The organism is Streptomyces sp. TAA040, from assembly GCF_000424845.1.
Map to the genome: position 1 here is coordinate 116283 of NZ_AUKR01000017.1, position 24607 is coordinate 140889.

At 73.9% G+C, this 24607-nt stretch carries 14 protein-coding genes and 2 pseudogenes; 6 read left to right on the forward strand and 10 right to left on the reverse strand.

The window, feature by feature from the left end; translation table 11 throughout:
• Positions 1–6 precede the first annotated feature (6 nt).
• From H300_RS32505 to H300_RS0116635, 3 genes and pseudogenes are all read right to left on the reverse strand, one after another.
• Positions 7–482: pseudogene (locus tag H300_RS32505) on the reverse strand (PEP/pyruvate-binding domain-containing protein); the annotation flags it as partial.
• 495 nt (positions 483–977) lie between these two features.
• Complete coding sequence (locus H300_RS27330; protein ID WP_486583913.1) at positions 978–2015, reverse strand: FAD-dependent oxidoreductase; 1038 nt, start codon at positions 2013–2015, stop codon at positions 978–980.
• A gap of 70 nt (positions 2016–2085) precedes the next feature.
• Positions 2086–5721, reverse strand: a complete 3636-nt coding sequence (locus tag H300_RS0116635; RefSeq protein ID WP_028428332.1) for an ATP-binding domain-containing protein — start codon at positions 5719–5721, stop codon at positions 2086–2088.
• Between the two features lie 382 nt (positions 5722–6103).
• Here H300_RS0116635 and H300_RS0116640 point away from each other — a divergent pair, with 382 nt between their 5' ends.
• A complete protein-coding gene (locus H300_RS0116640; protein WP_028428333.1) occupies positions 6104–7063 on the forward strand; it encodes a threonine/serine dehydratase family protein in 960 nt (319 codons plus the stop codon).
• A gap of 143 nt (positions 7064–7206) precedes the next feature.
• Here the strand turns inward: H300_RS0116640 and H300_RS0116645 are convergent, their stop codons facing one another.
• Entirely contained in the window at positions 7207–8355 is a 1149-nt protein-coding gene (locus H300_RS0116645; RefSeq protein WP_028428334.1) for a glutathione-independent formaldehyde dehydrogenase, read from the reverse strand.
• Positions 8356–9026: 671 nt separating this feature from the next.
• On the opposite strand from H300_RS0116645, the gene H300_RS0116650 reads away from it, so the two are divergent.
• Positions 9027–9629, forward strand: a complete 603-nt coding sequence (locus H300_RS0116650) for a response regulator transcription factor (protein WP_028428335.1) — start codon at positions 9027–9029, stop codon at positions 9627–9629.
• 83 nt (positions 9630–9712) lie between these two features.
• On the opposite strand, the gene H300_RS0116655 is transcribed toward H300_RS0116650, so the two are convergent.
• The 4 genes from H300_RS0116655 to lanKC form a co-directional block, all read right to left on the reverse strand.
• Positions 9713–11614: an ABC transporter ATP-binding protein gene (locus H300_RS0116655; protein ID WP_078516070.1), complete on the reverse strand. Its 1902-nt coding sequence runs from the start codon at positions 11612–11614 to the stop codon at positions 9713–9715.
• Entirely contained in the window at positions 11611–13455 is a 1845-nt protein-coding gene (locus H300_RS27335) for an ABC transporter ATP-binding protein (protein ID WP_078516071.1), read from the reverse strand. Before H300_RS27335 ends, H300_RS0116655 begins: the two co-directional genes overlap by 4 nt.
• A gap of 293 nt (positions 13456–13748) precedes the next feature.
• On the reverse strand, positions 13749–13877 hold the full coding sequence (locus H300_RS0116665; RefSeq protein ID WP_028428337.1) for a SapB/AmfS family lanthipeptide: 129 nt from the start codon (positions 13875–13877) through the stop codon (positions 13749–13751).
• Positions 13874–16567: a class III lanthionine synthetase LanKC gene (lanKC, locus tag H300_RS27340; protein ID WP_051270112.1), complete on the reverse strand. Its 2694-nt coding sequence runs from the start codon at positions 16565–16567 to the stop codon at positions 13874–13876. The genes H300_RS0116665 and lanKC overlap by 4 nt, the downstream gene beginning before the upstream one ends.
• A gap of 605 nt (positions 16568–17172) precedes the next feature.
• Here lanKC and H300_RS0116675 point away from each other — a divergent pair.
• Together H300_RS0116675 and H300_RS27345 are read left to right on the forward strand one after the other, a co-directional pair.
• Entirely contained in the window at positions 17173–18366 is a 1194-nt protein-coding gene (locus tag H300_RS0116675) for a glycoside hydrolase family 64 protein (RefSeq protein WP_028428338.1), read from the forward strand.
• 261 nt (positions 18367–18627) lie between these two features.
• Positions 18628–20100 carry an FAD-dependent monooxygenase gene (locus H300_RS27345; protein WP_051270113.1) on the forward strand — a complete coding sequence of 491 codons (1473 nt, stop codon included), beginning with the start codon at positions 18628–18630 and terminating at the stop codon, positions 20098–20100.
• A 43-nt stretch (positions 20101–20143) separates the two neighbouring features.
• Here the strand turns inward: H300_RS27345 and H300_RS0116685 are convergent, their stop codons facing one another.
• Positions 20144–21163 carry a glutathione S-transferase C-terminal domain-containing protein gene (locus H300_RS0116685; RefSeq protein WP_028428339.1) on the reverse strand — a complete coding sequence of 340 codons (1020 nt, stop codon included), beginning with the start codon at positions 21161–21163 and terminating at the stop codon, positions 20144–20146.
• 385 nt (positions 21164–21548) lie between these two features.
• Between H300_RS0116685 and H300_RS27350 the strand changes: the two genes are divergently transcribed.
• A complete protein-coding gene (locus tag H300_RS27350) occupies positions 21549–22877 on the forward strand; it encodes an APC family permease (RefSeq protein WP_051270114.1) in 1329 nt (442 codons plus the stop codon).
• Positions 22878–23195: 318 nt separating this feature from the next.
• On the opposite strand, the gene H300_RS29365 is transcribed toward H300_RS27350, so the two are convergent.
• Complete coding sequence (locus H300_RS29365; RefSeq protein ID WP_486583914.1) at positions 23196–24185, reverse strand: ISAs1 family transposase; 990 nt, start codon at positions 24183–24185, stop codon at positions 23196–23198.
• Between H300_RS29365 and H300_RS27360 the strand changes: the two are divergent.
• Positions 24184–24607: pseudogene (locus H300_RS27360) on the forward strand (hypothetical protein); the annotation flags it as partial. The gene H300_RS29365 and the pseudogene H300_RS27360 overlap by 2 nt on opposite strands.

Here is a 24607-nt window from a genome sequence, read left to right on the forward strand (position 1 = left end):
AGGCTCGTCGGGGGTCACCAGGGCGGAGGCCAGGGCCTCGCCGAGGCCGAACCCGGCCTCCACGCAGGTCACCTTCCGGTCGGACGTGACGGGATCGGCCGTGAAGAGGACACCGGCCGCCTGCGGGCAAACCCTCTCCTGCACGACCACGGCCATCAGCACGTTCCGCTGGTCGAAGCCGTTGCGCAGGCGGTAGGTCACGGCCCGTTCGGTGAACAGCGAGGCCCAGCACCGGACGACGTGCCGCAGGACCTCCGAGGGGCCGACGACGTTCAGGTACGGTCCTGCTGGCCCGCGAAAGAGGCCGCCGGCAGGTCCTCCGCGGCCGCGCTCGACCGGACGGCGTACGCGGTCCGCTCGCCGGACCGGACGAGTGCGCGGCCGACCGCCGCCGTCACGTCCCCGGGGAGGGGGTGTGTTCGAGGGTCCGTACCGGATCTCCCGCTGCGCGTGCGAATCGCCTCCCGGTCGTCCGGGTCAACGAGTTCGGCAGCGAGGGCGCCGGCCCCGACCGGGACCTCGGCTCGGGCCGCGTCGGGTTGCAGAACCACCACACCGGCTCCGACGTCCGGTTCCGCGACGTGCAGGTCCGCCCACTCGGCTGAGGAGGGTGTGGCCGACCCGGTCCGGCCGCCTGCGGCAGCGGGTGGGCCTCGCGGGGCTGCCCCGACTTCACCGGACAGGCGGGATGCGCTACACTTGATCTTGTCGGAAAGGTGAGCAACTCCCCCGACTCGTACACGCGTTGGTGGTCCAAGGAAAGACGCTCCGCTTCCTGCGGAGAGATGCAGGTGCAAGGCCTGCCCAGCGCTCCAGTCGAAGCCCGCCCCTCCTCGGGGCGGGCTTCGCCCGTTGCCGCCCCGAGGACGCCGTGCCTCCCGGAAGGCTCGCGCCTCCCACAGACCCGGAACGGCCGTACTTCCGTGCCTCGGGGCGGCCGGAGAGGAACAAGCGGCGTGCGCGGTCGTCCCGACGGGTCATCTGGATCGCGGCGTCCGAGGCTGAGGGCCGTGCCGAGGAAGCCCTGCGGGTACGGTCGAGCCCGCGGTTCGCGACCAACCGGGCCAGGGTGTCCGCCGCGTGCGCTCCCTGCGGCCCGCCGTCTGGCAGGACGACCGGGAGCCGGGTACGGCGGTGCAGTCCCCCACGGCGGAGATGCGCCCGTCGCTCACACTGCGCAGATCCTCATCGACGATCGCCCGTCCGCGGTCATCGACCTGCAGGCCGCTTCGCGCGGCCAGGTCCGGAAGGTCGTCGACGACGGCCCACAGGACGACGTCCGAGTCGAACGGCTCGTTCGACGCCAGTCGCACCGCGTCGGCACTCCGTTCACCCGCGCCGGGCAGCACCTCGACCACTGGGTCCTCCAGCACCGGCACCCCAGGCGTTCCAGGCCGGCGCGCACCCGCCCGCGGGCCCCTTGCGAGAAGGTCGGCAGGAGCGTCTGCCCCACGAGCCGCACGCGCAGGTCCGAGCGCCCGTAGGCGATCGCGGCGGCGGTCTCGACGCGCGTCAGTCCGCCGCCGACGACGGAGACGGAGCTTCCCGCGGGCAGGCCCGCCAGCGCGGTGCGGGCGTTCTCCGCCCCCTCCCAGGCGCCCACCGGGCCGGTACCGGGCCGCGCCGAGACCGTGCTCCCGACGGTGAGGAACAGACGGTCGAAGTCCAGGGAGTCCCCCGTGCCGGGGCAACGCTGCCGTCGCCGATCGTGTCCACGGTCGCCACCTGCGAGTGGATTCCGTCGCGCAGCATCTCCGGGAGAGGCGTAGCGGCGTGTCCCGTCCCGGCGATCTGCTCGTGCAGCCGCACCCGCTCGACGAAGTCGGGTCGCGGGTTGACCACGGTGATCCGCGCCTGCGGGACCTTCTTCGCCAGTCGGTTCGCCGCGAAGAGCCCCGGCGTATCCGGCGCCCACCATTACGACCTCCATGTGTTCCTCCTGTGCCGGCACGGTCGCCCCACACGACAGAACAGGCGGCCCTCGCGCGACTCCCCGGGGGAGTGGCGTGCGTCACACCCTGCCCGGTCGGTCCTTCCGTCTGCTCGCCCGAGCACGGGGGCCGTCCCGGAGCTGTCCCGTGTTCGTCAGGTGATCGGCGCCGTCAGGCGCTCGGCCTCCGGACCGTCCCAGCCGCCAGGGGTGCGCCACAGGACGTGGACGCCGAAGAGCGCGTGCACGGTGCCGGGGGCCCAGGCGTCCGCGGGCGGGCCGGACAGGACCAGATGCAGGCGGTCGGCCGGTGCGGGCAGCGTGTGGTTGAGCTCCAGGAGACGGACGGCTCCCGCACGCAGATCGGGATAGGTGCGGCGGTCGGCACCGAGGACCTCGTAGAGGTCCTCCGAGTCCCCGTTGGCACAACTGACATCGACGACGACCGAGTCGGACGGCTGCCGGTCCGCGCGCAGGAGCGCCGCCATCAGTTCGAAGCGCACCGCTTCGTGGGTCTTGCACGTGCGGCCGGCTGCGGCGGAGGATTCCAGGGCAGGCAGCAGGTACGCCGCCGGTCCGGGCGGCGAAGTGGTCGCGGTGCCGGGCGACGTGTCGGTGGTCATGGGCATGGTGTCGTGCTCCTGTCGCTCGGGCCGGCGCGGGGAAGCGGCGGTCGGGGGAGAACCGTCGGGCTGTGGACGGCCGGAGGCGGGATCGGTGGGCTCCGGGGCGGCGGGCACCGAAGAGCCGGGGTGCGGTAAACCGGCATCCGGGGCATCCGACGGCCCGGACTCGAGGGCGCCGCGGAGGGACGGGTGGCCGCGTAGCGTGCGCCGGGCCTCGGCCAGGCCGTCCGCCCAACCGCTCCGCTCCAGCTCGATCCGGAGCCGCTGCGCGTCGCAACCTTCCTCGGCGACAGATCGGTTGGTCCGGACGGCCAGCTCGCGGAGCTGGTGGAGGCGGGGACGGTCCGGGGAACCGAGGAGCCGCCAGACGGCCAGCCAGTCGTGCTGGTCGCGGCGCAGGCAGCGGTTCGCCATGCCCTTCAGCTCGGACAAGTGGCCCCGCGCGTCGTCCGGGACCTCTCCCCGGGCGAGCGCGTCCATGGCGTCGAGCGCCGCCAGGTAGCGGCCGGCCATCCGCTCGGAGAGAGGGCTTCGCCCGCGTTCGTCGAGCGTGACGAAGCTGACGTTGGAGTCATGGCGGAGGATCCAGCCGTCCAGCTCCGCTCCCACGGCCGGTGGCGTGCGTCCATGGCGGACCGCGAGCAGCATCGTCCGGTCCAGCGGTGGCGAGACCGCCTCGACCCGGTAGTTGCCGCCGGTGGTGTGCCCGAGTACCCGGACCCGTAGATCGGTCCCGACCTCGGGCACGTCGGCCGAGTCCGCCCCGGGACCCGAACCGATCCCGGGCTGCGGGTCCGCGGCAGCGCCGGTCGCGCTCCCCGCCGGTCCGTCGTCTGCGTCTCCCGGTCCGTCTGCGGGACCGTCGGTGAGGACGGACGGCAGCGGGACGGTGTGCAGGACGGTCAGAGTCTGGGTGCTGCGGGTGAGGGCCACGTAGAGCTGGCGCAGCCCAGCAGGGCCGCGGTCGGAGAGAGTGGCGGGCTCGACGACGAGGACGTGGTCGTACTCCATGCCCTTCGCCTGCGCGGCGGCGAACACGGAGACCGCTTCGCGTTCCCGGTCGGAGAGCCCCACGGCCTCTTCCAGATGGCGGGCGATCTCCGTCAGCCAACTGGAGTCGTCGGGGACGATGACGGCCACCGAGCGCAGGGCGTGCCCGTCGTCGGTGCCGACCAGGCGCCCGACCTCGGTGGCAATGTCGTCCAGGAGCCGCCATGGCTCGGTTGCCACCCTCCGCACGGCGTCCGGGCCGGCCTCGCGCACGGCCCGCGGAGAGGCCGTCGCCGGGGCGACGACCCGCGCGAGGGGGGCGACGAATTCCATGATCTCGGCGGGGACCCGGTAGCTGAACTTCAGTTCGGACACGGACCAGTCACCGTGGTCGGACAACAGGGTGCCGAGTCGGTTCCAGTCGGTCGGGGTGTGGGGCCCGGTGGCCTGGGCCAGGTCGCCGAGCACGGTCATGGAACCGTTGGCCGCCACCCGGCGGCGCAGCGAGCGAGCCTGCAGTGGCGTCAGATCCTGCGCCTCGTCCAGAACGATGTGCCCGTACCTGCGCGGCGTCTCCCCGGAGATGAGGAACTGGAGTTCTTCCAGGCACACGTGGTCGTCGAGGGTCCAGGAATCCTCGGCTGCGGTCGCGGCCCGGGGGCGGTGAAGGGCGGCCTGTTCCTCGGTGCCGAGTACCCCGTCGGCGCACGCGCGCAGCAGTTCCGGCGACTCGTAGAGACCGCGCAGCGCCTCCTTCGCGCCGGGGGACGGCCAGACACGCTCGACGAGGCGCTCGACGCGACGGTTGCGCTCGAGAGCGCTGCGGATGGCGCGGTCGCGGCTGCGCCGCGGGGCGACGGCGACCAGCTCTCGCAACAGTCGGTCGACGAGCAGGCTGCGGAACCGGTTGCGGCGCACCCGGTAGGCGCCGCCGCCACCGCGTGAGTCCGCCAGGAGAGCGAGGACTTCGGAGCGCGCGACACGCAGGGTGGTGCTGCCGGCCGTGACGGCGAACGCCGCCTCGTCGCCCTCGAAGGACGGGGCGCTGGTGAGGCTGTCGAGGGCCTCGGGCCGGCATTCGTGCTCGATCCGGCGGCTCAGGACGGTGGCCATCCGCTCGTCGGACTTCACCAGACGGGCGCCTGGGGTGTCGGTGCCGAGGATCTCGCCCTCCCACAACCGTGAGAGCTGGACGGCGTTGACGTCCCGGGTGCCCAGCGTGGGCAGCACCCGGCCGACGTAGTCGAGGAAGCCCTGGTGCGGACCGACGACGAGGATGTCCTGCGCCGTGAAGTGCTCGTTGTTGATCAACCAGGTCACGCGGTGCAGGCCGACCGCGGACTTGCCGGTTCCGGGCCCGCCCTGGACCACGAGGATGTCGGAGGGCGTGCCGGTGACCAGCGCCATCTGGTCGCGGCGGATGGTCTCGACGATGTCCCGCATGCCGCCGCGCCGCGCACGCTGGAGCGCTCGGAGGAGGAAGTCGTCCGGTTGCACGGGGCTCCTGCGCGCCCGGTCGGCGACATCGGCCGGGGTCGGAGCGGGTGCCGGCACGCGCGGCAGCGGCGGGCCCGGTTGCGGGACCGGCTTCCTGCCGGAGGGCTCCGGTGACGGCTCGGTGTCCGTCCCCTCGGCCGTCTCCCCCGGTGTCGGCTGGGGCGGTACGAGGCCCGACGCGGGGGACTCGGCGGTCCCCGCCTCGGGGAGGGCGCCGGAGGGCGCCGGTTCCGGTGCCGGACGGGCTACGGCGATCTCGTCGAAGTAGTCCTCCACCACACGTTGCGTACAGCGCAGCTTGCGCCGCAGCAGCAGGTCTCCGGGAGAGTCGGGCAGGGTGCTGGCCCACGACATCGCGGCCGGGCTGGTCCACAGGACGACCACCCGCTCGCCGTCGTTGTCACTGACGCCGCGCCGTCCCACGTAGAAGCTCTGCGACTCGGGGTCACCGCTGACGTCCACACGGCTGATGACCAGGGCCTCGTCACCGAGTCCGTCGTAGGCCTCGGCACGGGACTCGGTCTCGGCGCTGTTGGCGATGCCGTCCTTGCCGCTGGCCGAGGCGGAGGCCGCCGACGAACCGGTCAGCTCCGCGAGCTTCGCGTGGTACCAGTCGTAGGCGTGGTCCACCGCTCCTTGCTCGAAGGCGATGACCTCCGCGCGCGTGGTCGTGTCCATGTGCCTCCCCTCCCCTGCGGCGCCGAGAGCCACCGCACCGGGCATCCGCCCCGGTGCTCACGACTATCAGAGGACGCTGCCCGACACACCCTCAGTTGCCGTACTGTTGCCCGCCGTCGCAATCCGTCGCCCGGCGCTCCCCTTCCGGCGGCGTCGCGGGGGTTTCCTGCTGCCCCCTCGTACGCCGTCTTCCGCGCCGGCGGCACGGCCGGTGCCGGGCTCCCCCTCGACGCGGGGCGGGCGTGCAGCGGTCGGTACGGTTTCCGCAGCGCGCCCGGTTCGGGGTCGGCGGGTCGGCGGGCCGGAACCGGCAGGGTGCGCGAGACGCGGGCGGCGTGCGCCGCGCACTACCGCGGGTCCCCCGAGCAGGAAGGCAACGGCCGTGATCGAGCTCTCGGACATCGAGGCAGCAGCCCGGCGGATCGCCGGGCACGTCCTGCGGACGCCGACGGTGGCCTCCCCCGGACTGTCGGAACTGCTCGGCGCCCCCGTCTCCGCCAAGCTGGAGCTGCTCCAGCGCACTGGTTCGTTCAAGGCGCGCGGAGCGGCGGCCAAGCTGCTGGCGCTGGACGAGGCGGAACGGGCGGCGGGCGTGGTGGCGGTGAGCGGCGGCAACCACGGGATCGCCGTCGCGGTGATGGCGCGGGCGCTGGACGTCGGCGCGACGGTCGTCATGCCGCGCTCGGCCCCCGCCCGCGCCGTGGAGGTGGCCGAGGCCGCCGGGGCGCGGGTGCGGCTCTGCGACGGGATGGACGCCGCGTTCGCGCTGATGGGGCAGATGCAGTCCGAGGGCATGACGCTGCTGCACCCCTTCGACGACCCGGTGGTCGTGGCGGGGCAGGGCACGGTGGGACTGGAGCTGGCCGAGGACGCGGGGGAGCTGACGGACGTCCTGGTCAGCATCGGTGGGGGCGCGCTGATCTCGGGCGTCGCCGCGGCGCTGCGAGCCCGCCGACCGGACGTGCGCGTCTGGGGGGTGGAGACCGAGGGCGCCCAGGCGATGTCGGAGGCGCTCACCAAGGGCGGCCCGATGCCGGTGGCCCTGTCGTCGATCGTCTCGACGCTCAGCGCCCCCAGCGTCTCGCCGCTCACCTACGCGCACGTGTCCGCGCTGGTCCACGAGGTCCTCGTGGTCCCGGACGCCGAGGCGGTGCGCGGCACGCTCGATCTCGCCGAGCACGCCAAGGTGTGGGCCGAGCCCGCCGCCGGATGCCTGCTGCCGGCGGCCCGCCGGGTACGTGAGCGGGTGGGCGGGGGAGCGAGGCTGGGGCTGGTGCTGTGCGGCGGCAACGCCACCACGGCCGATGTCGCCGCCTGGGCGGAGCGGTTCGAGCTGCGCTGACGGACGCGGGTCGGCCCCGGCCCGGACCGGGCGCGGCACCCGCCGGAAGGCCCCGGCCCGCCCGGCCGGCGACTCCGGGCGCGGCACCCGGGCCCGGGGCCGGAGTCGCTGGTCGGGGGAGCCTCGGCCCTCCGGCGACGGGCTCAGGAGGAGCCGTTCATCCCCGGCTTGAGCAGGACCTTCGTCCAGCCGTCCTCGCGCTTGTCGAAGCGCTCGTAGGCCTCGGGGGCGTCCGCGAGCGGGAGGCGCTGGCTGACCAGGAAGCTCGGCTCGGCCCGGCCCGCGACGATCAGGTCGCGGAGCTGCCTGTTGTACGCTTTGACGTTCGCCTGGCCGGTGCCCATCCGCAGGCCCTTCTCGAAGAACTTGCCCGCCTTGAAGAGCAGCTCGCCCTTCCTGGCGTTCTCGGTCGGTCCTCCTGGGTCCTGCGGCAGGTAGAGGCCGACGACACCGATCATTCCGGTCGGGCGCACGGTCTCGACCAGGCCGTTCAGGACGACCGCGGGCTGCTCCTCGCCTTCCGCGGCGGTCGCCTGGTAGCCCACCGCGTCGACACCCTTGTCGGTGCCCTCGCCGCGGGTCCGCTCCTTGATCTGCTCGGCCGGGTCGCCCCGGCTGAAGTCGATCGGGATCGCGCCGATCTCCTCCGCGAGCCGCAGCCGGTCGGGCTGCTTGTCGACGACGTACACCTCGGACGCGCCGCGCAGCAGCGCCGAGTAGGCGGCCATCAGCCCGACGGGTCCCGCGCCGTAGACCGCCACCGTCTCCCCGGGCGCGACCTTCGCCAGCTCCGTCGCGTGGTAGCCGGTGGGGAAGATGTCGGCGAGCAGCGCGAAGTCGTCCTCGTGCTCCTCACCTGCGGGGAGCACGAGGCAGTTGAAGTCGGCGAACGGGACGCGCAGGTACTCTGCCTGCCCGCCGCGGTAGGGGCCCATGGAGACGTATCCGTAGGCGCCCCCGGCGAAGCCCTCGTTCACGGTCAGGCAGAAGCCGGTGAAACCGCCCAGGCAGTTCTCGCAGAAGCCGCACGCCACGTTGAACGGCAGTACGACCCGGTCGCCCTTCTGCACCCGGGCCACGCCCGAGCCGACCTCCTGGACGATTCCCATGTTCTCGTGGCCGAAGACGATGCCGGACTCGGCACCCGTCCGGCCCTCGTACATGTGCAGGTCGGAACCGCAGATCGCCGCGGTGGTCACCTTGATGACCACGTCGGTGGGCTGCTCGATCCGGGCGTCGGGGACGTCCTGCACCGCTACGTTGAAGGGCTCCTGGTAGACAACTGCACGCACGGCTACCTCCTGGGTCGCGAGCGGACACCCGGTACCGCCCGACGGGTCGCGACGTCCGCCGCACCCGTGACATACGGGCCGTAGGGGTGACTTGTCCGCCGGGGTGCCCGAATACGGGGCGGCCTAACGTCCGGGGGCGGACGGTTCGCGGGAGGCTCGCCCCCGCCCCGCCTCCGCCTCCGCCTCCGCCGCGCCGGAGACGGACGCGGGACGCGGGACGCGGCGCGGCGAAGCCGGGCGGGACGCGGACAGGGCCGAGCAAACGTGCGGGCCGGTCCACGCGACTCCGGGTGGAGCCGGAGGGCGGGTGACCGGAACAGGGCGGCGGCACCGTGTGGGAAGCGACGGCACCACCGGACGATGACGGCGGGCCGGAAACCGGAAAACCGTCCCCGAGCGCCCCCGCCCGGCGCCCCCACCTGCCACCAGGGGCGGCCCCCGGCGTGGCTCGCTCCGGTCGCGGGCGCGGTATTCGGCCGCTGGTCGAGAAATCGCGCCAATGTGTGGTGCGCCCGGCGCATTCATACGCGGAATGCGCCCCCTGAATGTTGCCGAGCACCCCGGTTGGCGCGGATCAGTGTTCGGATAACCCCACTCCGGGCACTCGGGATGAAGTGGAATGAGCACGGCACCATGACATGCGCGCACGTTGCTTTCGGGGAGGGAACAGCATGACCAGGGTTCTCGTACTGCACAGCGTGAAACTTCTTCGTTCGGCACTGGGCGCACTACTGGAATCGGAGCGGTCCTTCGAGGTGTTCGCATCCGGCTGGAACTCGGCGGACAGATATGCGGAATCCTTGAGTCCGGACGTGTGCGTGGTGGATCTGGACTGCCCGGGAGCCATCGACATGTTCGCGGCGGCATCCCGCGGGGCGAAGGCGGAACGGCGCACGTCCCTGCTGGTGCTCGCGTCGGCGGCCAGACCTGGCGCACTGCGCAGAGCCCACGAGGCGCGGGCTCTGGGATTCGTGGACAAGAACGGCCCCGCCGGGCGCCTGGTGCGGGGCATACGGCAGGTGGCGGCAGGCGAGCGGTTCGTCGACGCGTCGCTCGCCCACGGTCTGCTGGAAGCCGCCCGCATGCCGCTCACCGCACGCGAGCTGAGTGTGCTGTCCCGGTCCGCCGAAGGGGACTCGATCGACGAAATAGCGCGCGGCCTGCATCTGACCAACGGCACGGTGCGGAACTACATGGCGGCGGCCACCCGAAAGGTGGGGGCGCGCAACCGGATCGACGCGATTCGCATTTCGCAGCGGGAGGGCTGGGTCTGACCGCCTCCCGGCCGCTCGGGGCGGTCCCCAATGGCCGGCCCGGGGCCCGGGTTCCGGCCAGGGACGGCCGCCCGGTCCCCGCCTCAGCCCGCGTCGGGGGCAGGCGCGGGGGCGGGGGCGGGAAGACCGACGAGATCGCGGTAGAGGGCTGAGCGGGCCAGCAGTTCGTCGTGCGGACCGCAGACGGCCCGGTTGCCGTCCAGGACCAGGACCCGGTCCGCGCGCACGGCCGAGGAGATGCGGTGCGCGACGACGATCAGGGTTCCCGGCCGCGCGGCGAGCGCGCGTTCCGCCCTCTCCTCGGCCTCCGGATCCAGCCGGCTGGTCGCCTCGTCCAGCAGGAGCAGCGGAGCGGGGCTCAGATGGGCCCGCCCGAGGGCGAGTTGCTGGCGTTCGCCCTCGGAGAGCCGGCGCCGGTCGACGACGGCGTCCAGGCCGCCGATGCGGTCCAGCAGGGCGTCGAGTCCGCAGGCGGCCACCGTCTCGGAGATCCGGTCAGCGGAAGCCTCCGGGCCGAGGTAGCACAGGTTCTCGCGGACCGTCCCGGTGAAGACGTGGGCCTGTTGGGGCAGCAGGGCGCGGCGCGGATCGGGTTTTGTCGTGCCCGCCCGGTGGGCGGGGGCGCCGCCGACCAGGACGGTCCCCCGGGCCGGTCGGAGGAGTCCGGCGAGCAGCGCGGTGAGCGTGGACTTGCCGATACCGCTGGGGCCGACCACCGCCAGGTGCTCCCCCGGAGGAACCACCAGGTCCAGGCCGTCCAGCACCGGACGTGCTCGCGGACCGTAGGCGAAGGCGACCCCGCGGAGCTCGGCCGCCGGCGTCCGGTGGGCCGGACGCGCCGCCGGGCCGGGCCGGGCCGCGGCGGACGGTCGCTCCTCGGCAGCGGGCGGTCCGGCGTCGGCAGCGGCCTCCCGGACGTCGGCGAAGGCGTCCGACGTCCGGGAGGCCGCCTCGGCCGGCCGGTCCCCGGGAGGGGCCCCGGAGGGTGGCCGTGCGGAGGCGGGCACGAAGCGGTCCAGGACCACCAGCAGCCGCGTCCCGGCCGCGCCGAGGGCGGTCATCAGGGTGTGCAGGGCGGGCAGCAGGGACTGCACGAGGTAGGTCAGCGCACCCACGAGGGCACCCGCGGTGACGCCGCGCTGGAGCAGCCAGGGCGCGGCCAGCAGCAGCGCGACGACGGGGAAGCGGCCCGCCAGCCCCAGGGCCAGCGTCCGCACCCCCGCCCAGCGGGCGAGCCGGAACGACACCCGCTCCTCGGCGGCGACGAGGTCCCCGAGCCCGTCGGTGACGTGCCGCTCGCCCCCGCACGCCACCACGTCCCGCATGCCGTCGCCCACCTCGCCGACCCGGGCGGACAGGGCCTCGTTCGCGTCGAGGAACGCCCGCTGGGCCGCCGCCATCGGAGCGAGCGTGGCGAGGAAGAGCAGCAGTCCGAGCAGCAGGGGCGGGAGCACCACCAGTAGGAGCGACGGGGCGAGGGAGGCCATGCCCAGCAGCGCGCCGAGGGCGGTGAAGACCACGGACCGGGCGGCGAGCACGAGGCCGGCGAAGCTGTCCCTGGCCATCTCGGTCTGCTGGGTGAGCCGCGACACCGCGGTGCGGTCCGCCCGGGCGGGGTCGGCGACCGCCGCCGCGAGCGCCTGCGAGACGGCCCGGCGCATCAGCCCGTCCCGGAGCGGTTCGACCAGGTCCGCCAGTCCGGCGAAGACCCCGCGGACGGCCAGACCGCCGAGGACGGCGCCTGCCACCGCCACCGCGAGCCAGAGCAGGCCGACGCCGGTGCGTCCGGCGAGGAAACCGTCGTCCAGCGCGCGGGCGACGCCGTATCCCCCCAGGAAAGTCTGCACCGACTCCAGCAGCGACCAGGCACCCAATCGCAGCAGCACGCGCCTCCGCGGCCGCAGGAACCGCCGTCCCTCGGGCAGTACCCGGCGCAGCGCGCCGCGCTCGGCGGCGACCTCCCGCCGCCCCGCCGCGGCCCTCAACGGCTCGGCTCCGCCGCGCCGTCCACCCGCCCGGCGGCGGCTCCGGAACGCGTCGGCCCGGCCGCACCGGGGGGCGGGCCGGGATGTGGGCCGGTGGCCGGGCCACGGGCCGGGTCGGGGCCCGGACCGACGGCCGGGCCGGCGGACGCGAAGACGGCGCGGTAGGCGGGGTGTCGCCACAGGGTGCGGTGGGTACCGACGGCCCGCACCCGGCCGTCGTCCAGCCAGACCACCAGGTCGGCGCGGGCGGCCGAGGAGGGCCGGTGCGCGACCACGAGACGCGTGCCGCCGCCCACCTGGTCCGTCAGCGCGCGCTGGACCTCCCGCTCGGTGACGGTGTCCAGGCTGGACGTCGCGTCGTCCAGGATCAGTAGGCGGCCGGCGTGGGCGAAGGCGCGCGCCAGTCCCAGCCGCTGGAACTCGCCGCCGGAGAGGGGCGCTTCGCTGAGGCGGGTCCGGAAACCGGCCGGCAGCCGCTGGACGAACCCCTCCGCGCAGGCGGCACGCGCGGCCGCCCGCAGAGCCGCTTCCGACGGGGCGCGGTCACCGAAGGCGAGGGCGTCCCCCACGGTTCGGCCGAACAGGGACGGACGGGAGAAGGCGTATCCGACGCCGCCCCGCAGGGCCTCGTGGGTGAGGGCCGCCAGCGGTACCCCGTCCAGCAGCACGGTGCCGTGGTCGGGGTCGGTGAGCCGGCCGGCGACCGCGGCCAGGGCGCTCTTGCCCGATCCGGACCGGCCGACGACGGCGGCCGTGGTCCCGCCCGGTACCAGCAGGTCGATGCCGCGCAGCACGGGCGCGCCGTCCCGGTGGAGCACGACGCCGCGAAGTTCGAGCGCGCCGCCGCCCGCGGGCGGCAGGGACCGGAGGCCGTGCCGGGTGGCCGGGAGTTCGGCGAGTGCCCGCACCCGGCGGGCTGCGCTGCGGCCGCGCACGAGGGCGGCGAGGACGCCGGCCGCGGCACCGAACCCGGCGGCGAGTGCCGCGTAGCGGGAGGCGGCCACGAGTGCGCCGACCCCGATCGCCCCGGCCTCCAGCCGCAGCCCGCCGACTGCGAGGACCAGGCAGACGAGCGAGGGCATCAGGACCCCGCTGCGGGCGACCGCGCGGCCGTGCACCCGCCACATCCGCCGCCCGTGGCCCGTGAGTTCGGCCAGCGGCGCGAGCACCCGGGCCCGTTCCCGTCCGGCCGTGCCCGCGGCGGCGACGCTCCACGCGCCGGACAGGGATTCGACGAGGCGGTCGGCGATGTCCCCCTGCACCTGTTGGTAGCGGGAGACGCTGTCGGACGAGTGCCGGGCGAAGGACCGCAGCAGCAGGACGAGCAACGGGAGTCCGGCGAGGAAGGCCGCCGCGGTCCACAGGTCGATGGCGAACAGGGCGATCACCGCGCCCAGCGGCAGGAGCAGCGTGGCGAAGGCCCCGGCGGCGACTGCGGGGAGGGTACCGGCCTCGGCGGCGTTGACGTTCAGGCGGGTGGCGAGGTCGCCGGGGGCGAACCGCGCGGCGCGCTCCGGGGCGGTGGCCAGCAGCCGGGCCGCGCTGCGGCCCCGGACCCAGGCGGTGGATCGGGCGTTGGTGGTCCCGGTGAGGTGGGCGGCCGCGGCGTCGAGGGCGATGTCCGCGACGATCAGCGCGGTGCACAGGGCGACCCAGGCCGTCGCTTCGGACGAGCGGGCGAGCAGCAGATCGAGGGCGTGCCCGAGCACCGCGGGTTCGGCGAGCGAGGCCGCAGCCGAGGCCGTGGAGCACACCGTGATGCCGGTCGCGCGGCCGGTGCTGTGCCGGGCCGCGCCGCGCAGCAGGCGGGTACCGCCGGCCGAGGGCTTCGGGGAGGTCATCCGGAGGTGCGTCCTCCTCGTCCGTACGGAAGGGGCGGTAGCGGGGCGGCGGTCGGGGAGCGGTGACGGCCCCGGAGAGCGGTGGCCGCGGCGCAGGACCGCGGGCGGCGCCCGCCGAGAGCGGACGGCGATGCGGGCGGGACGGCGATGCGGCGAGGCTGAGGTGCGGTGCGGTGCAGACGAGCCGTGCGGTGATGCGAAGGTGCGGCGGGCCCGGCCCCGGGCGGGCGTACCGCACGGGGCCGGGGTGGTCCGTCAGCCGACCGGCATGGGCAACCGGCCGACCGCCCGCATCAGTTGCAGGTGGTGACGCTCAGGCTGCTGTCACCGCAGAGCAGCAGGCTCGCGCGGCTGCCGGTGGCGACGTCGCCGGTGGTCTCTTCCTTCGGGGTCTCCATCGACTGCAGGTCGAGAAGGGTCATGGGTGATTCCTCTCCATTACGGGGACACTTCTTCCGGTTGCGACCCCTGTCAGGGGCCGGTTCGTGGGCCGCCGGAGCGGCGGGAGGAACGGCAGGTGCGCCGGCTCGGAGGGCGCCGCGCTGCCGGTCGGGGCGCCGAGGCACCCGGCCGCCGCGGCGCTGCCGACGGCGAGCAGGCAGCCCGCGGTTCCGGTGGACAGGTCCGTCGACAGCCGCATCATCTGCTCGCCGGGGAAGGCCAACCGCCCGCGGTAAGGCACCCCGTGGCGGGCGAGGGCGTCGATCTGGCGCCGGACGGCGGCGGGCTCGGTTCCCGGCCCGGACGCGGTGCTCCGCGCCAGGTGCAGCACCATGCCGGCCGCCCCTCGGAAGAGGCCGGGCTGGGCGTAGAAGGTGGCCTGCGCGGTCCGCACGATGTCGTGCCGGGCCTGCTCGAACTGCCCGTCGCTGCGGTGCTGGAGGAAGTCGTCGAGCACCATGCCGATGCCGACGCTGCCCGCGCCGAGGTAGGGCATCGTCCGCCACCCCTCATCGACCTGGAGGGTTCCGCCGGCTCCCGGTCTGCACCGGGCGAGGTCGCGCCGCAGCGCCTCCGCCGCCAGGTCCAGCAGCACCGCGTCACCGGTGCGCTCGTGCAGGCGGAGGAAGAGGAGCGCGGCACCGGCGGAGCCGTGCAGCAGCCCGGCGCCGGGGAGCGCGGGTGCGCGGTCGGCGACCAGTTCGGCGCAGCGCAGGGCGGCACCGTGCAACCCCGGTTCGCCGGTGGAGGTGCCGAGCGCGTCGAGGGCCAGTCCGAGTCCGGCGAGGCCGCTGTGCAGGTCGGGTGCGATGTCCTCCCAGGGCCGGGAGAGCGTGCCGTCGGCGAGTTCCAGGGCGCGGGCGGAGTGTCCGAGCCGGTCCAGCGTCCAGGCGATGCCCGCGAGGCCGTCGTAGAAGCCGACCGGGGTACCGGGTTCGGGTTCCGCGGTGCGGCGGAGCAGCCACTCCTCCGCCTGCTCGGCACGGGTACCGGCCCCGGCGAGTGCGTACAGGATTCCGGCAGCGCCGTAGCCGAACGACAGTCCGCCGGCCGGCGAGGTGAACTGGGCGAGGTCGCCCGGGAAGTACCGGTCCTCGCGCTCCGGGGTGGCCGAGGCGAGGATGCCCTGGACCATGGAGTCGCGGCTGTCGGGCCAGTCGCCGGGCTCCACCGGCAGGTACGGTGCGGCGGCCGGCCGGGACGCGCCCTCGGGGGGCCGCCCGGCGCGTTCGGCTGAGCGGGCGGCCGGGCCGGTGATCTCACGGACCGCCTCGTCCAGGAAGGAGCGCTCGACGGGGAAGTGGGCGGCGATGATGTCGGCCAGGTGCCGCGCCTTCTCCAGGTCGAGGGCGAAGAGGCTGGTCAGCGGCATGAACAGGGCGAGCCGCAAACAGGCCAGCGCGTAGTGGTCCACGGCGAAGCCGCGGCGGTCCGCGGGGGCGACGAAGGCGGGGTTGGCGACGGTCTGCCGGGTGCCCTCGTCGATGTGCGCGGCTGCCTCGAAGTCCAGGAGCGAGACGGAGGACTCGTCCTCGGAGACCATGATGTTGAACAGGTGCAGGTCGTTGAAGACCACCCCGCGGGCGTGCACCGCTGCGACGGCCTCGACGACCAGGCCGTGAATCCGCAGAGCCCAGCGGGTGTACTCCGCGAGCCTTCCCGGGTCGGGGTCCGCGTCGATCAGCGGGTGCCGGCGGGCGAAGAAGGTGTTCAGCGGCTTGCCCTCGACGAAATCCATGGCCAGGAAGTGGTGTCCGCCGAGTACGAAGCCTCCCTTGACCTCCGGCGTACAGGCCAGGCCCGCCAGGCGTTCCAGCGCGGTCCGCTCCCGTGCCAGCCGGGCGACCGCGTCGGCGCCGTCGGCCGCGAGTCCGGCGTGCGGACGGGCCTCCTTCAGCACCACCTGCTCACCCGTCCGGTCGTCCCGGGCGACGTACACCCCGCCGCCGTTGGAGAAGTGCAGGGCGCGCTCGACGGTGTACGGCAGGTCGGCCGCCTTCACCATGCCCCTGGCGTCGAGGTGCGGCCGCAGGAACTCCGGCAGCGCCACCCACTCGGGGAGGTGGAACGCCGGGCCGCGGCTGTCGGGCACCAGCCGGCCGTCGGGGTGCCGCACCGCAGGACGGAGCTCGCCGCGGTCGTCGTAGCAGTGCCGCCGGGTGAAGCTGCCGTAGCGCAGGTGCACCGGCCCCTCGCCCCACCGCAGGTCGCTGAGGATGTAGGGGCCGCTCTCACCGGCCAGCCGCGCGTCCAGTTCCCCGGCCGTGCGCCGGCACTGCTCGTCGTCGGCCGGGTAGACGGTGATGAACTTGCCGCTGGACGCGCGGTCGGCGTACTTGGCGTTGCGGGCGTGCAGCAGGTAGCGGCTGGGCACGAACTTGAACGCGATCCGGTGGGCGAGACAGTGGTCGGCGACGCGGGCGAGCACCGACTCGGCGTTGTCCAGGCACGCGGAGACGTGGATCTTCCATCCCTGCGCGGGGAGTGCGCAGTCCACGGGGCGCAGAGCGAGCCAGTCGCCGCTGCGGTGCTGCTGCCAGCCGTCCGGCACCGGCGCCGTCGCCAGGGCGTACGGGGAGCCCCTGCGGCCCGGCCCGTCCGCGGACAGCCGGTACGGTGCGTCGTAGAAGTACCGGTCCGCGTCGCAGAAGGCGGCGTAGCCCTTGATCACGCGTACTCCTTCGGTCGGCGACAGTGACGACGCTGTCACCCGGCGGAATCCGCCGACAGTCCCATTCGTCAGCAAGGAACCATGCGGAACGCATGGGTGTCCTGACGCGAGGTCACCCCGGCCGGGCCCTGTACGCGGGCAGGGCAGCGGCGAGGAACGGCGGGGAGGAGACGGCGGTCGGGACCGCTGCGGACGGAACCACGGAGGGCGGAACGTGGGACGGGACGTCTGGCGGGACGACGGAAGGGGCGTCGCGGGCGCGCCGCTCGCGGCGGGTCGCGGCGACGGCTGCGCGCCACCATCACCGGAAGGTGGCGGCGGCACCGGGGCGTCCCGGCGGTCCACCGGTGGCGCCGCCTCGGGACAAGGGCGAACATCCCACGGGTCCACGCCGCTTGACGCATACCGCCCCTGACCGCGTACATTCTGAGAGCGCTCCCAACCTGCGGAGGGCGTGCACCCTTCAAGCTGTACCCGGGCCATCACTTTCGGTCGTTGACGTCGGAAGGCGATGAGGCCGCCGCGTTCCCCCACGAACGCGTGCGGCTTCCGCCCCCGAAGACCGCTTGTGCTCCCCGCATCTACCCCCCACGAGGAGAAACAGCGTGCGTGCCACCAAGAAACTCCTGGCGACACTGGCCGCGGCCACGGTCGCCGGCGCGGGATTCACCGCTGTCGGCGTCCAGTCCGACGCGGAAGCCGCGGTGGAGGACACGATCCCGATCACCCTGGAGAACAACTCCGGGACGAACGAGCAGATCTACGTCTACAACATCGGCACCAACCTGGAGACCGGCGAGCAGGGCTGGGCCGACGAGAACGGCACCTTCCACCCCTGGCCCGCGGGCGCCAACCCGCCCGCCGAGGCGCCGGACGCCTCCATGGAGGGCCCCGCCGCCGGCGAGTCGATGACCTTCGACCTGCCGAAGTTCTCCGGCCGGGTCTACTACTCCTACGGCGAGAAGCTCACCTTCAAGCTCGCCACCGGCGGACTCGTCCAGCCCGCGGTGCAGAACATGAGCGACCCGAACCAGGACGTGCTGTTCAACTGGACCGAGTACACACTCAACGACTCGGGCGTCTGGATCAACAGCACCCAGGTGGACATGTTCTCGGCCCCCTACTCGGTGGGCGTCGAGGGCTCCGACGGAAGCACCAAGACCACCGGCGTGCTCAAGCCCGGCGCCTACAACGACTTCTTCGACTCGCTGCGGAGCCTGGACGGCTGGTCGGACCTCATCCACACCCGCGAGGACGGGACGGTGCTGCGCGCCCTCTCCCCCGGCCACGGGATCGGCATCGGCGACATCCCCACCGATGCCATGGACGACTACGTCAACCGGGTCTGGGACCGCTACAGCAGCGACACCCTGACGGTCACCCCGTTCTCGCACGAGCCGGACACCAGGTACTACGGCAGGGTCTCCGGTGACGTCATGAACTTCACCGACGACTCCGGTGCGGTCGTCACGAGCTTCGAGAAGCCCGACAGCGACAGCATCTTCGGCTGCCACAAGAAACTGGACGCGCCCAACGACAACGTCCGCGGCCCGATCTCGCGCACCCTGTGCGCCGGCTTCCACCGCACCACGCTGCTGACCAACTCCGAGCAGCCGGACGCCAGCTCCGACGGCTTCTACCAGGACGACGTCACCAACGAGTACGCCCGTCTGGTGCACGACGCCATGGTCGACGGCAAGGCGTACGCCTTCGCCTTCGACGACGTCGGCAACCACGAGTCGCTCGTCCACGACGGCGACCCGCAGAGCACCACGATCACCCTCCAGCCCTTCGACTGAGTCCGGCCACCGGCCCGGGCCACGGTCCCGCTCCTCAACGGCTCCGGCCTCCCCCGTTCCGCACGGGGGAGGCCGGAGCCGTTCACACGTGCGGGTGGACGGGCGCGGAGAGCGTTCACGCGTGCGGCGACGGACGGGGGCGCGGGAGGGGCGGCCGGAATCCTCCGGAGTGGTCGGCGCAGGGGGCAACTCCGCCGCCACACCGGGCCCATACTGGGGCCGCACCGCGGGGGGACCGGCACATGGACCAAAGGAGCAGGCATGGTGGATTCGGCGGATGCGGCGACCGCGCCGACGGACCGGTGGGACGCGACCGACGGGCCCGGACGGCGGGGACGCGGCGCCGTCGTCGTCGGAGGCAGCCTTGCGGGGCTGCTGACAGCCCGGGTGCTCGCCGACCACTGCGACCGGGTCACGGTGATCGAGCGCGACCGGCTGCCGTCCGCACCGGAGCGGCGTGCCGGAGTGCCCCAGGACCGGCACACCCACGTACTGCTGCGCGGCGGCCAGCAGGCACTGGAGGAACTGCTCCCCGGCCTCACGGAGGAACTGCTCGCCCACGGCGCTCCCCGGGTGGGGATGCCCGAGGACATGGTGCAGTGGCAGTCCGGCAACTGGTTCCGGCGCACTCCGGCGACGGCGCACCTCCTCACCGCGTCCCGTCCGCTGCTGGAGTGGCTGGTCCGGCGCCGGGTGCTGGCCGACCCGCGGGTGGAAACGGTCCAGGGCACGGAGGTGGTCGGGCTCGCCGGGACCGCCGCGCGTACCACCGGTGTGCTACTCCGCGAGCGCGGCGCCGCCGCCTCCGGTGTCACCCGCACGGTGGCCGCCGACCTGGTGGTGGACGCCTCGGGCCGCGGTTCCCGGGCCGCCGCCTGGCTGAGGGCCCTCGGCGCGGATCCGGCTCAGGAGGAGACCCTGGACACCGGGCTCGCCTACACCAGCCGGCTCTGCCGCGGGCCCTCAGGTGCCGACCGCGCCCGCGTCACCGCGAGCACCGACGCGTTGGGCTACTACGTGGTGCCGCAGCCCGACCAGGTCTACGGAGCCGTCGTGCTCCCGACCGAGGGCGACCGCTGGCTGGTCACCCTGTCCGGTCTGCGCGGCAGCGAACCGCCGGTCGCCGACGAGGCGTTCACCGCGTACGCGGAGCGGCTGCCGCACTCCTTCGTGCACGCCTGGCTGCGCGAGGCGGAACCGGTGGGACCGCCGCACGGCTACCGCAACACCGCCAACGTCCGCCGCAGGTACGACCGTCCGGGCCGCCGCCCCGCCGGCTTCCTCGCGGTCGGCGACGCGCTCTGTGCGTTCAACCCGATCTACGGGCAGGGCATGGCGGTCGCCGCACAGAGCGCCCTCGCGCTGCGCGGCGCGCTGACGGACCGCCGCACGCCGACGACCCGCCGGGTGCAGCGGGTCCTCGCCCGCGCCGCGCGGCAGGCCTGGGACATCTCGGCCGGGGCCGACAAGAAGATGCCCGGCGCCGTCGGCAACGCCGCCGGGACCCGGGCCGCCGACCGGCCGGTGAACTGGTACCTGGCCCGGGTGCAGCAGCGGGCCGCCGCGGACCCGGTGGTCAGCCGCGCCTTCCGCTCGGCCCTCGACCTCTCCGCGCCGCTGACGGTGCTGTTCACACCGCGCGTCGCACGGGCCGTGCTCCTCACCGCTCCCGCGGCGCCCCCCGCCGAGCCGCCGTGGTGGCGGGAGGCCGGGGACGCCGGCACGCCGGGCTGAGGCACGCGGGGCTCAGGGGCACCGGGCACCGAGGCGTCCGGGGTCAGGGGCGTCCGGCGGCCGGGATCCGCTCGTCTTCGGGCGGCGGGCCCGGCGGGGTGCCGTCACCGAACGGCCGGCCGCCCAACTGCTCGCGGTGGTGCGGGGTGTGCCAGCCGGACAGGTCGGGTCCGGCCGGCACGATGCCCGTCGGGTTGATACCGGTGTGCACGAGGTAGTAGTGCCGCTTGATGTGGTCGAAGTCGACCGTGTCGCCGAAGCCGGGCGTCTGGTACAGGTCGCGCACGTACGCCCAGAGCACCGGGTCCTCGGCGAGCTTGGAGCGGTTGCACGCGAAGTGGCCGTGGTAGACGGCGTCGAAGCGCACCAGCGTGGTGAAGAGCCGGATGTCCGCCTCGGTGACGGTGTCGCCCACCAGGTAGCGGCGGGTGGCGAGCCGCTCGGAGAGCAGGTCCAGCCGGCGGAACACGTCGGCGTACGCCGCTTCGTACTCCCGCTGCCCGATGGCGAACCCTGCGCGGTACACACCGTTGTTGACGTCCCTGTACACCCCCTCCATCACCGCGTCGATCTCGTCGCGCAGCGGCTCCGGGTAGAGGTCCGGGGCTCCGGAGCGGTGCAGGGCGGTCCACTCGGTGGCCAGGTCCAGGGTCAGCTGGGGGTAGTCGTTGGTCACCAGTTTCCCGCTGGGCACGTCGACCACGGCCGGTACGCTCACCCCGCCGGGCGCGTCGGCCTCCCGCGCCTCGTACGCCTCGGCGAGGTAGCGGATGCCGAGCACCGGGTCCCGTCCGTCGGGGTCGAGGGTGAACCGCCAGCTCCGGTCGTCCTGGATCGGGTCGGCCACGGCCAGCGACAGCGCAGGTTCCAGGCCCAGCAGCCGGCGTGAGACCAGGGCCCGGCTCGCCCACGGACAGGCCCGGCTCACGACCAGCCGGTACCGCTCCGACTCGACCGGCCAGCCGTCCTCCCCGGCCGCCGTGATCCGGTCGGTGAAGTGGCTCCTGGACCGTTTGAAGACCTTCCTGCCGTACTCGGTGTTCCCGTCGCCCGTGCTGCCCATGCCGGCTCCCTCCGCGTGCCGTCGGGTCCGGCGGCCGCGTGCGCGCCCACCGGGCGGACCGGGTTCCCGCGACGGCGGGGCTTCATGCCCCCGCTCACCCGTCGTGCTGCTCGCCGACGCCGCGACCCTGTGCGGGCTCAGGCCAGCGCGTCCGCGCGGTCCCCATGGAAGACTGCGTCGGGTTCGCCTTCCGGGTGGCCCCCCGCGGACGTGGGGATCATGGTGGTCGATCTGGCCCTGGGCAACCAGGACGGAGCGGAGTGGCGGCAGAGAGCCGGAGGGTGGGCGGCCTCCGCACCGCCCCCGCACCGGGCTTCCGACGTCCGGGCGAACAACGTCCCGGAGTGCCGCGGGGCGGGGCGGTCACGAGCGGACGGGGTCCACGGTGGAGGCACCGAAGGGGAGCGGACCGGGCGGCGCGGAGCTGGACCGGCGACTGGGCGTACCGGACGCGGTGCTGGTGGGCCTCGGCGCCATGCTCGGAGCGGGGATCTTCGCCGCCCTGGGCCCGGCGGCGCGGGCGGCCGGATCCGGTCTGCTGCTCGGTCTGGCGCTGGCCGCGGCCGTGGCGTACTGCAACGCGACGTCCTCGGCGCGACTCGCCGCGCGCTACCCGACGTCCGGCGGCACCTACGTCCACGGCCGGGAACGGCTCGGGGACTTCTGGGGGTACCTCGCCGGCTGGAGCTTCGTGGTCGGCAAGACGGCCTCCTGCGCGGCGATGGCCCTCACGGTCGGCTCGTACGCGTGGCCGGAGCGGGCGCACGCGGTCGCGGTCGCGGCGGTGGTGGCGCTGACGGCGGTGAACTGCTTCGGCGTACGGAAGGCCGCCCGGCTGACGCGGGTGATCGTGGCGGTGGTGCTGGCCGTACTGGCGGCCGTGGTCGCCGTCTGCCTGCTCTCGGGAGACGCCCGGCCGGCCCGGCTGGGCGGGTGGACGGAGGGCGCGTCCTTCGGCGGTGTGCTCCAGGCCGCCGGGCTGCTGTTCTTCGCCTTCGCCGGTTACGCCCGCGTCGCCACCCTGGGCGAGGAGGTGCGCGACCCGGCCCGGACCGTCCGGCGGGCGGTGCCACTGGCCCTGGGCATCGTGCTGGCGGTCTACGCGGCGGTCGCCACCGCGGTGCTGGCCGTGCTGGGCAGCGCGCGGCTGGGCGGCTCCGGTGCACCGCTGGTGGACGCGGTCCGGGCGGCCGGTGCGCCGGGGATGGTGCCGGTGGTGACCGCGGGGGCGGCCGTGGCGGCGCTCGGTTCGCTGCTCGCGTTGATCCTCGGCGTCTCCCGTACGACGCTGGCGATGGCCCGCGACCGGCATCTGCCGCACGGCCTGTCCGCCGTGCACCCCCGGTACCGGGTCCCGCAGCGCGCGGAACTCGCGGTCGGCGCCGTGGTAGCGGTGGTGGCGGCGACGGCCGACCTGCGCGGGGTGATCGGCTTCTCCTCGTTCGGCGTGCTCGTCTACTACGCCGTCGCCAACGCCGCCGCCCGGACCCTCACCGCTGCCGAGGGGCGGCCACCGCGGGTGGTGCCGGTGCTGGGGCTGGCCGGTTGTGCGCTGCTCGCCCTCGCACTGCCGACGGGCTCGGTCCTCGCGGGTGCGGCGGTGCTGGTGGCGGGCGCCGCCTGGTACCCGGTGCGACGTGCCGTCGCCGCCCGCCGGGTGTGCCGCGCCGGTGACGACGGGCCGCGGCCGCCCGAAGGCGGGGCGCGACCCTGACGCCGCGATAGGTTCGCCGCGTCGCATCGGCACGACGAGGGAGCAGGGGCTGGGATGGCAGGGCTACGGCGTCGTCAGACCTCGTCCTTTTCGATCACGTGAGACCGAGATAGGTGAGGGTGCGGGTTTGGTCCCGGGCTGTCCGGCGGAGGCCAGCGGCGATGTTGCGAACGCCGGCGAGACGGAGGGCTCCGATCGCGAGGTTTCTGTACGTCGCCATCGCCTGGGGTGCGTTCCCGGTCCGCAACTGGGAGGCGTCCTCGGCGAAGGTGACGTCTCTGACGTGGTGCAGGGCCTCGACCGTCCAGTGCCCGCGGATCAGTGGGGCCAGCCGGGCGGGGCCTGTTCCGCGGCGAGGCTGGTAACCGCGTAGACGGTCTTCAGGCTGATCTTCCCCGTCGTGTGATTCACGCGGCGGCGGACGATCTGGACGGCCTGACGGGCACCGGGGAAGAGCAGGTTGTTCACCGTGCAGACCTTCAGCCTGCGGATCTCACAGCGACCGTGCCCGGTCGTGCGGATGCGGTCCTGAAGCGGAATCTGCTTCCGGGGAAGGGATTTGAGCTGCGCGCGTAGCTTCTTCGTGTTGCGCTTCACGATCACGATGTAGTGGGCGTCCCGCCCGCGCAGGTAGGTGGCGTGGTCGGTTTGAGTGTGCAGGGCATCGCTGGTCACGACGGTGCCGGACAGGTCGGGCAGCGTATCCAGCAGAGGTCGGAACCGAGTGATCTCGTTGGCCTTCTCGCCGACGTCCATCTGCGCGAGAACCAGCCCGCCGACGTGGTCGCAGGCGGCCAGGAGATGGATTCTCCGGCCCTTGGCGCGGGCGGCGCCCCGCAGCGACTTCCCGTCGACGGCCAGCGCTCTCAATCCGCCCGCGTCCTGCTGCCGGCTGGCAAGCCAGGCCCCGACCGCCCGGTCCAGGGCGTTCGCGTCGATTCGGGCCAGGACTCTGCGGATCGTTGTTTCCGCAGGCCAGGAGCGTTTCGGGAAGAGTGGGTCGACGCGGATACCGAGCCGCTCGAGGAGTCCTTCGGGGGCATCGGCCACCCATTCACTCACCGCCAGCAGCGACCTCGCGCCAGCGAGGACCGCGCAGGCGGTCAGGGCCAGCACCGCGGCGAGCGGATGCCGTACTCCGCGGGGATCGCGCGGACCGGGGACCTGCGCGAGGCATTCCAGCAGGTCGGGGATCTCCCTGGGGGCGGCTCCCGGACGGGGGCCGGGTTGGTCCAGGGCAGGGGGGATCAGGGATGATGCGTCGGCAGGCACGGACTTCCCAGGATCACAGAGCGTAGAGAACTCCATGATCACGGGCGTCCGTGCCTGTTCTGCACCCGACCCCGCCCGATCTGGTCATCCGTCAGGAAGCGGGCACCAGCCGACTACGCCGAAGCCCTGGCTGCACACCCAGCACGACCACGCCGACTACCTCCTGAACAGGAAAGCCCACTACATCGTGATCGCGAAGGGCAATCAGAAGAAGCTCCGCAAGCAGCTCAAGTCCCTTCCCTGGAAGCAGATCCCGCTCCAGGACCGCACCCGCAGCACCGGCCACGGCCGCCACGAGATCCGACGGCTCAAGGTCTGCACCGTGAACAACCTGCTGTTCCCCGGCGCCCGCCAAGCCGTCCAGATCGTCCGACGGCGCGTCCACCGCAAGACCGGGAAGATCAGCCTCAAGACCATCTACGCGGTCACCAGCCTCACTGCCGAACAAGCCGCACCCT

Coding starts and splice junctions, on each gene's coding strand:
- H300_RS27345 (WP_051270113.1), top strand. CDS start 18,628: ATGGTGGATTCGGCGGATGCGGCGACCGCGCCGACGGACCGGTGGGAC.
- H300_RS27335 (WP_078516071.1), bottom strand. CDS start 13,455: ATGACCTCCCCGAAGCCCTCGGCCGGCGGTACCCGCCTGCTGCGCGGC.
- H300_RS0116635 (WP_028428332.1), bottom strand. CDS start 5,721: ATGGACACGACCACGCGCGCGGAGGTCATCGCCTTCGAGCAAGGAGCG.
- H300_RS0116665 (WP_028428337.1), bottom strand. CDS start 13,877: ATGACCCTTCTCGACCTGCAGTCGATGGAGACCCCGAAGGAAGAGACC.
- H300_RS0116685 (WP_028428339.1), bottom strand. CDS start 21,163: ATGGGCAGCACGGGCGACGGGAACACCGAGTACGGCAGGAAGGTCTTC.
- H300_RS0116650 (WP_028428335.1), top strand. CDS start 9,027: ATGACCAGGGTTCTCGTACTGCACAGCGTGAAACTTCTTCGTTCGGCA.
- H300_RS29365 (WP_486583914.1), bottom strand. CDS start 24,185: ATGGAGTTCTCTACGCTCTGTGATCCTGGGAAGTCCGTGCCTGCCGAC.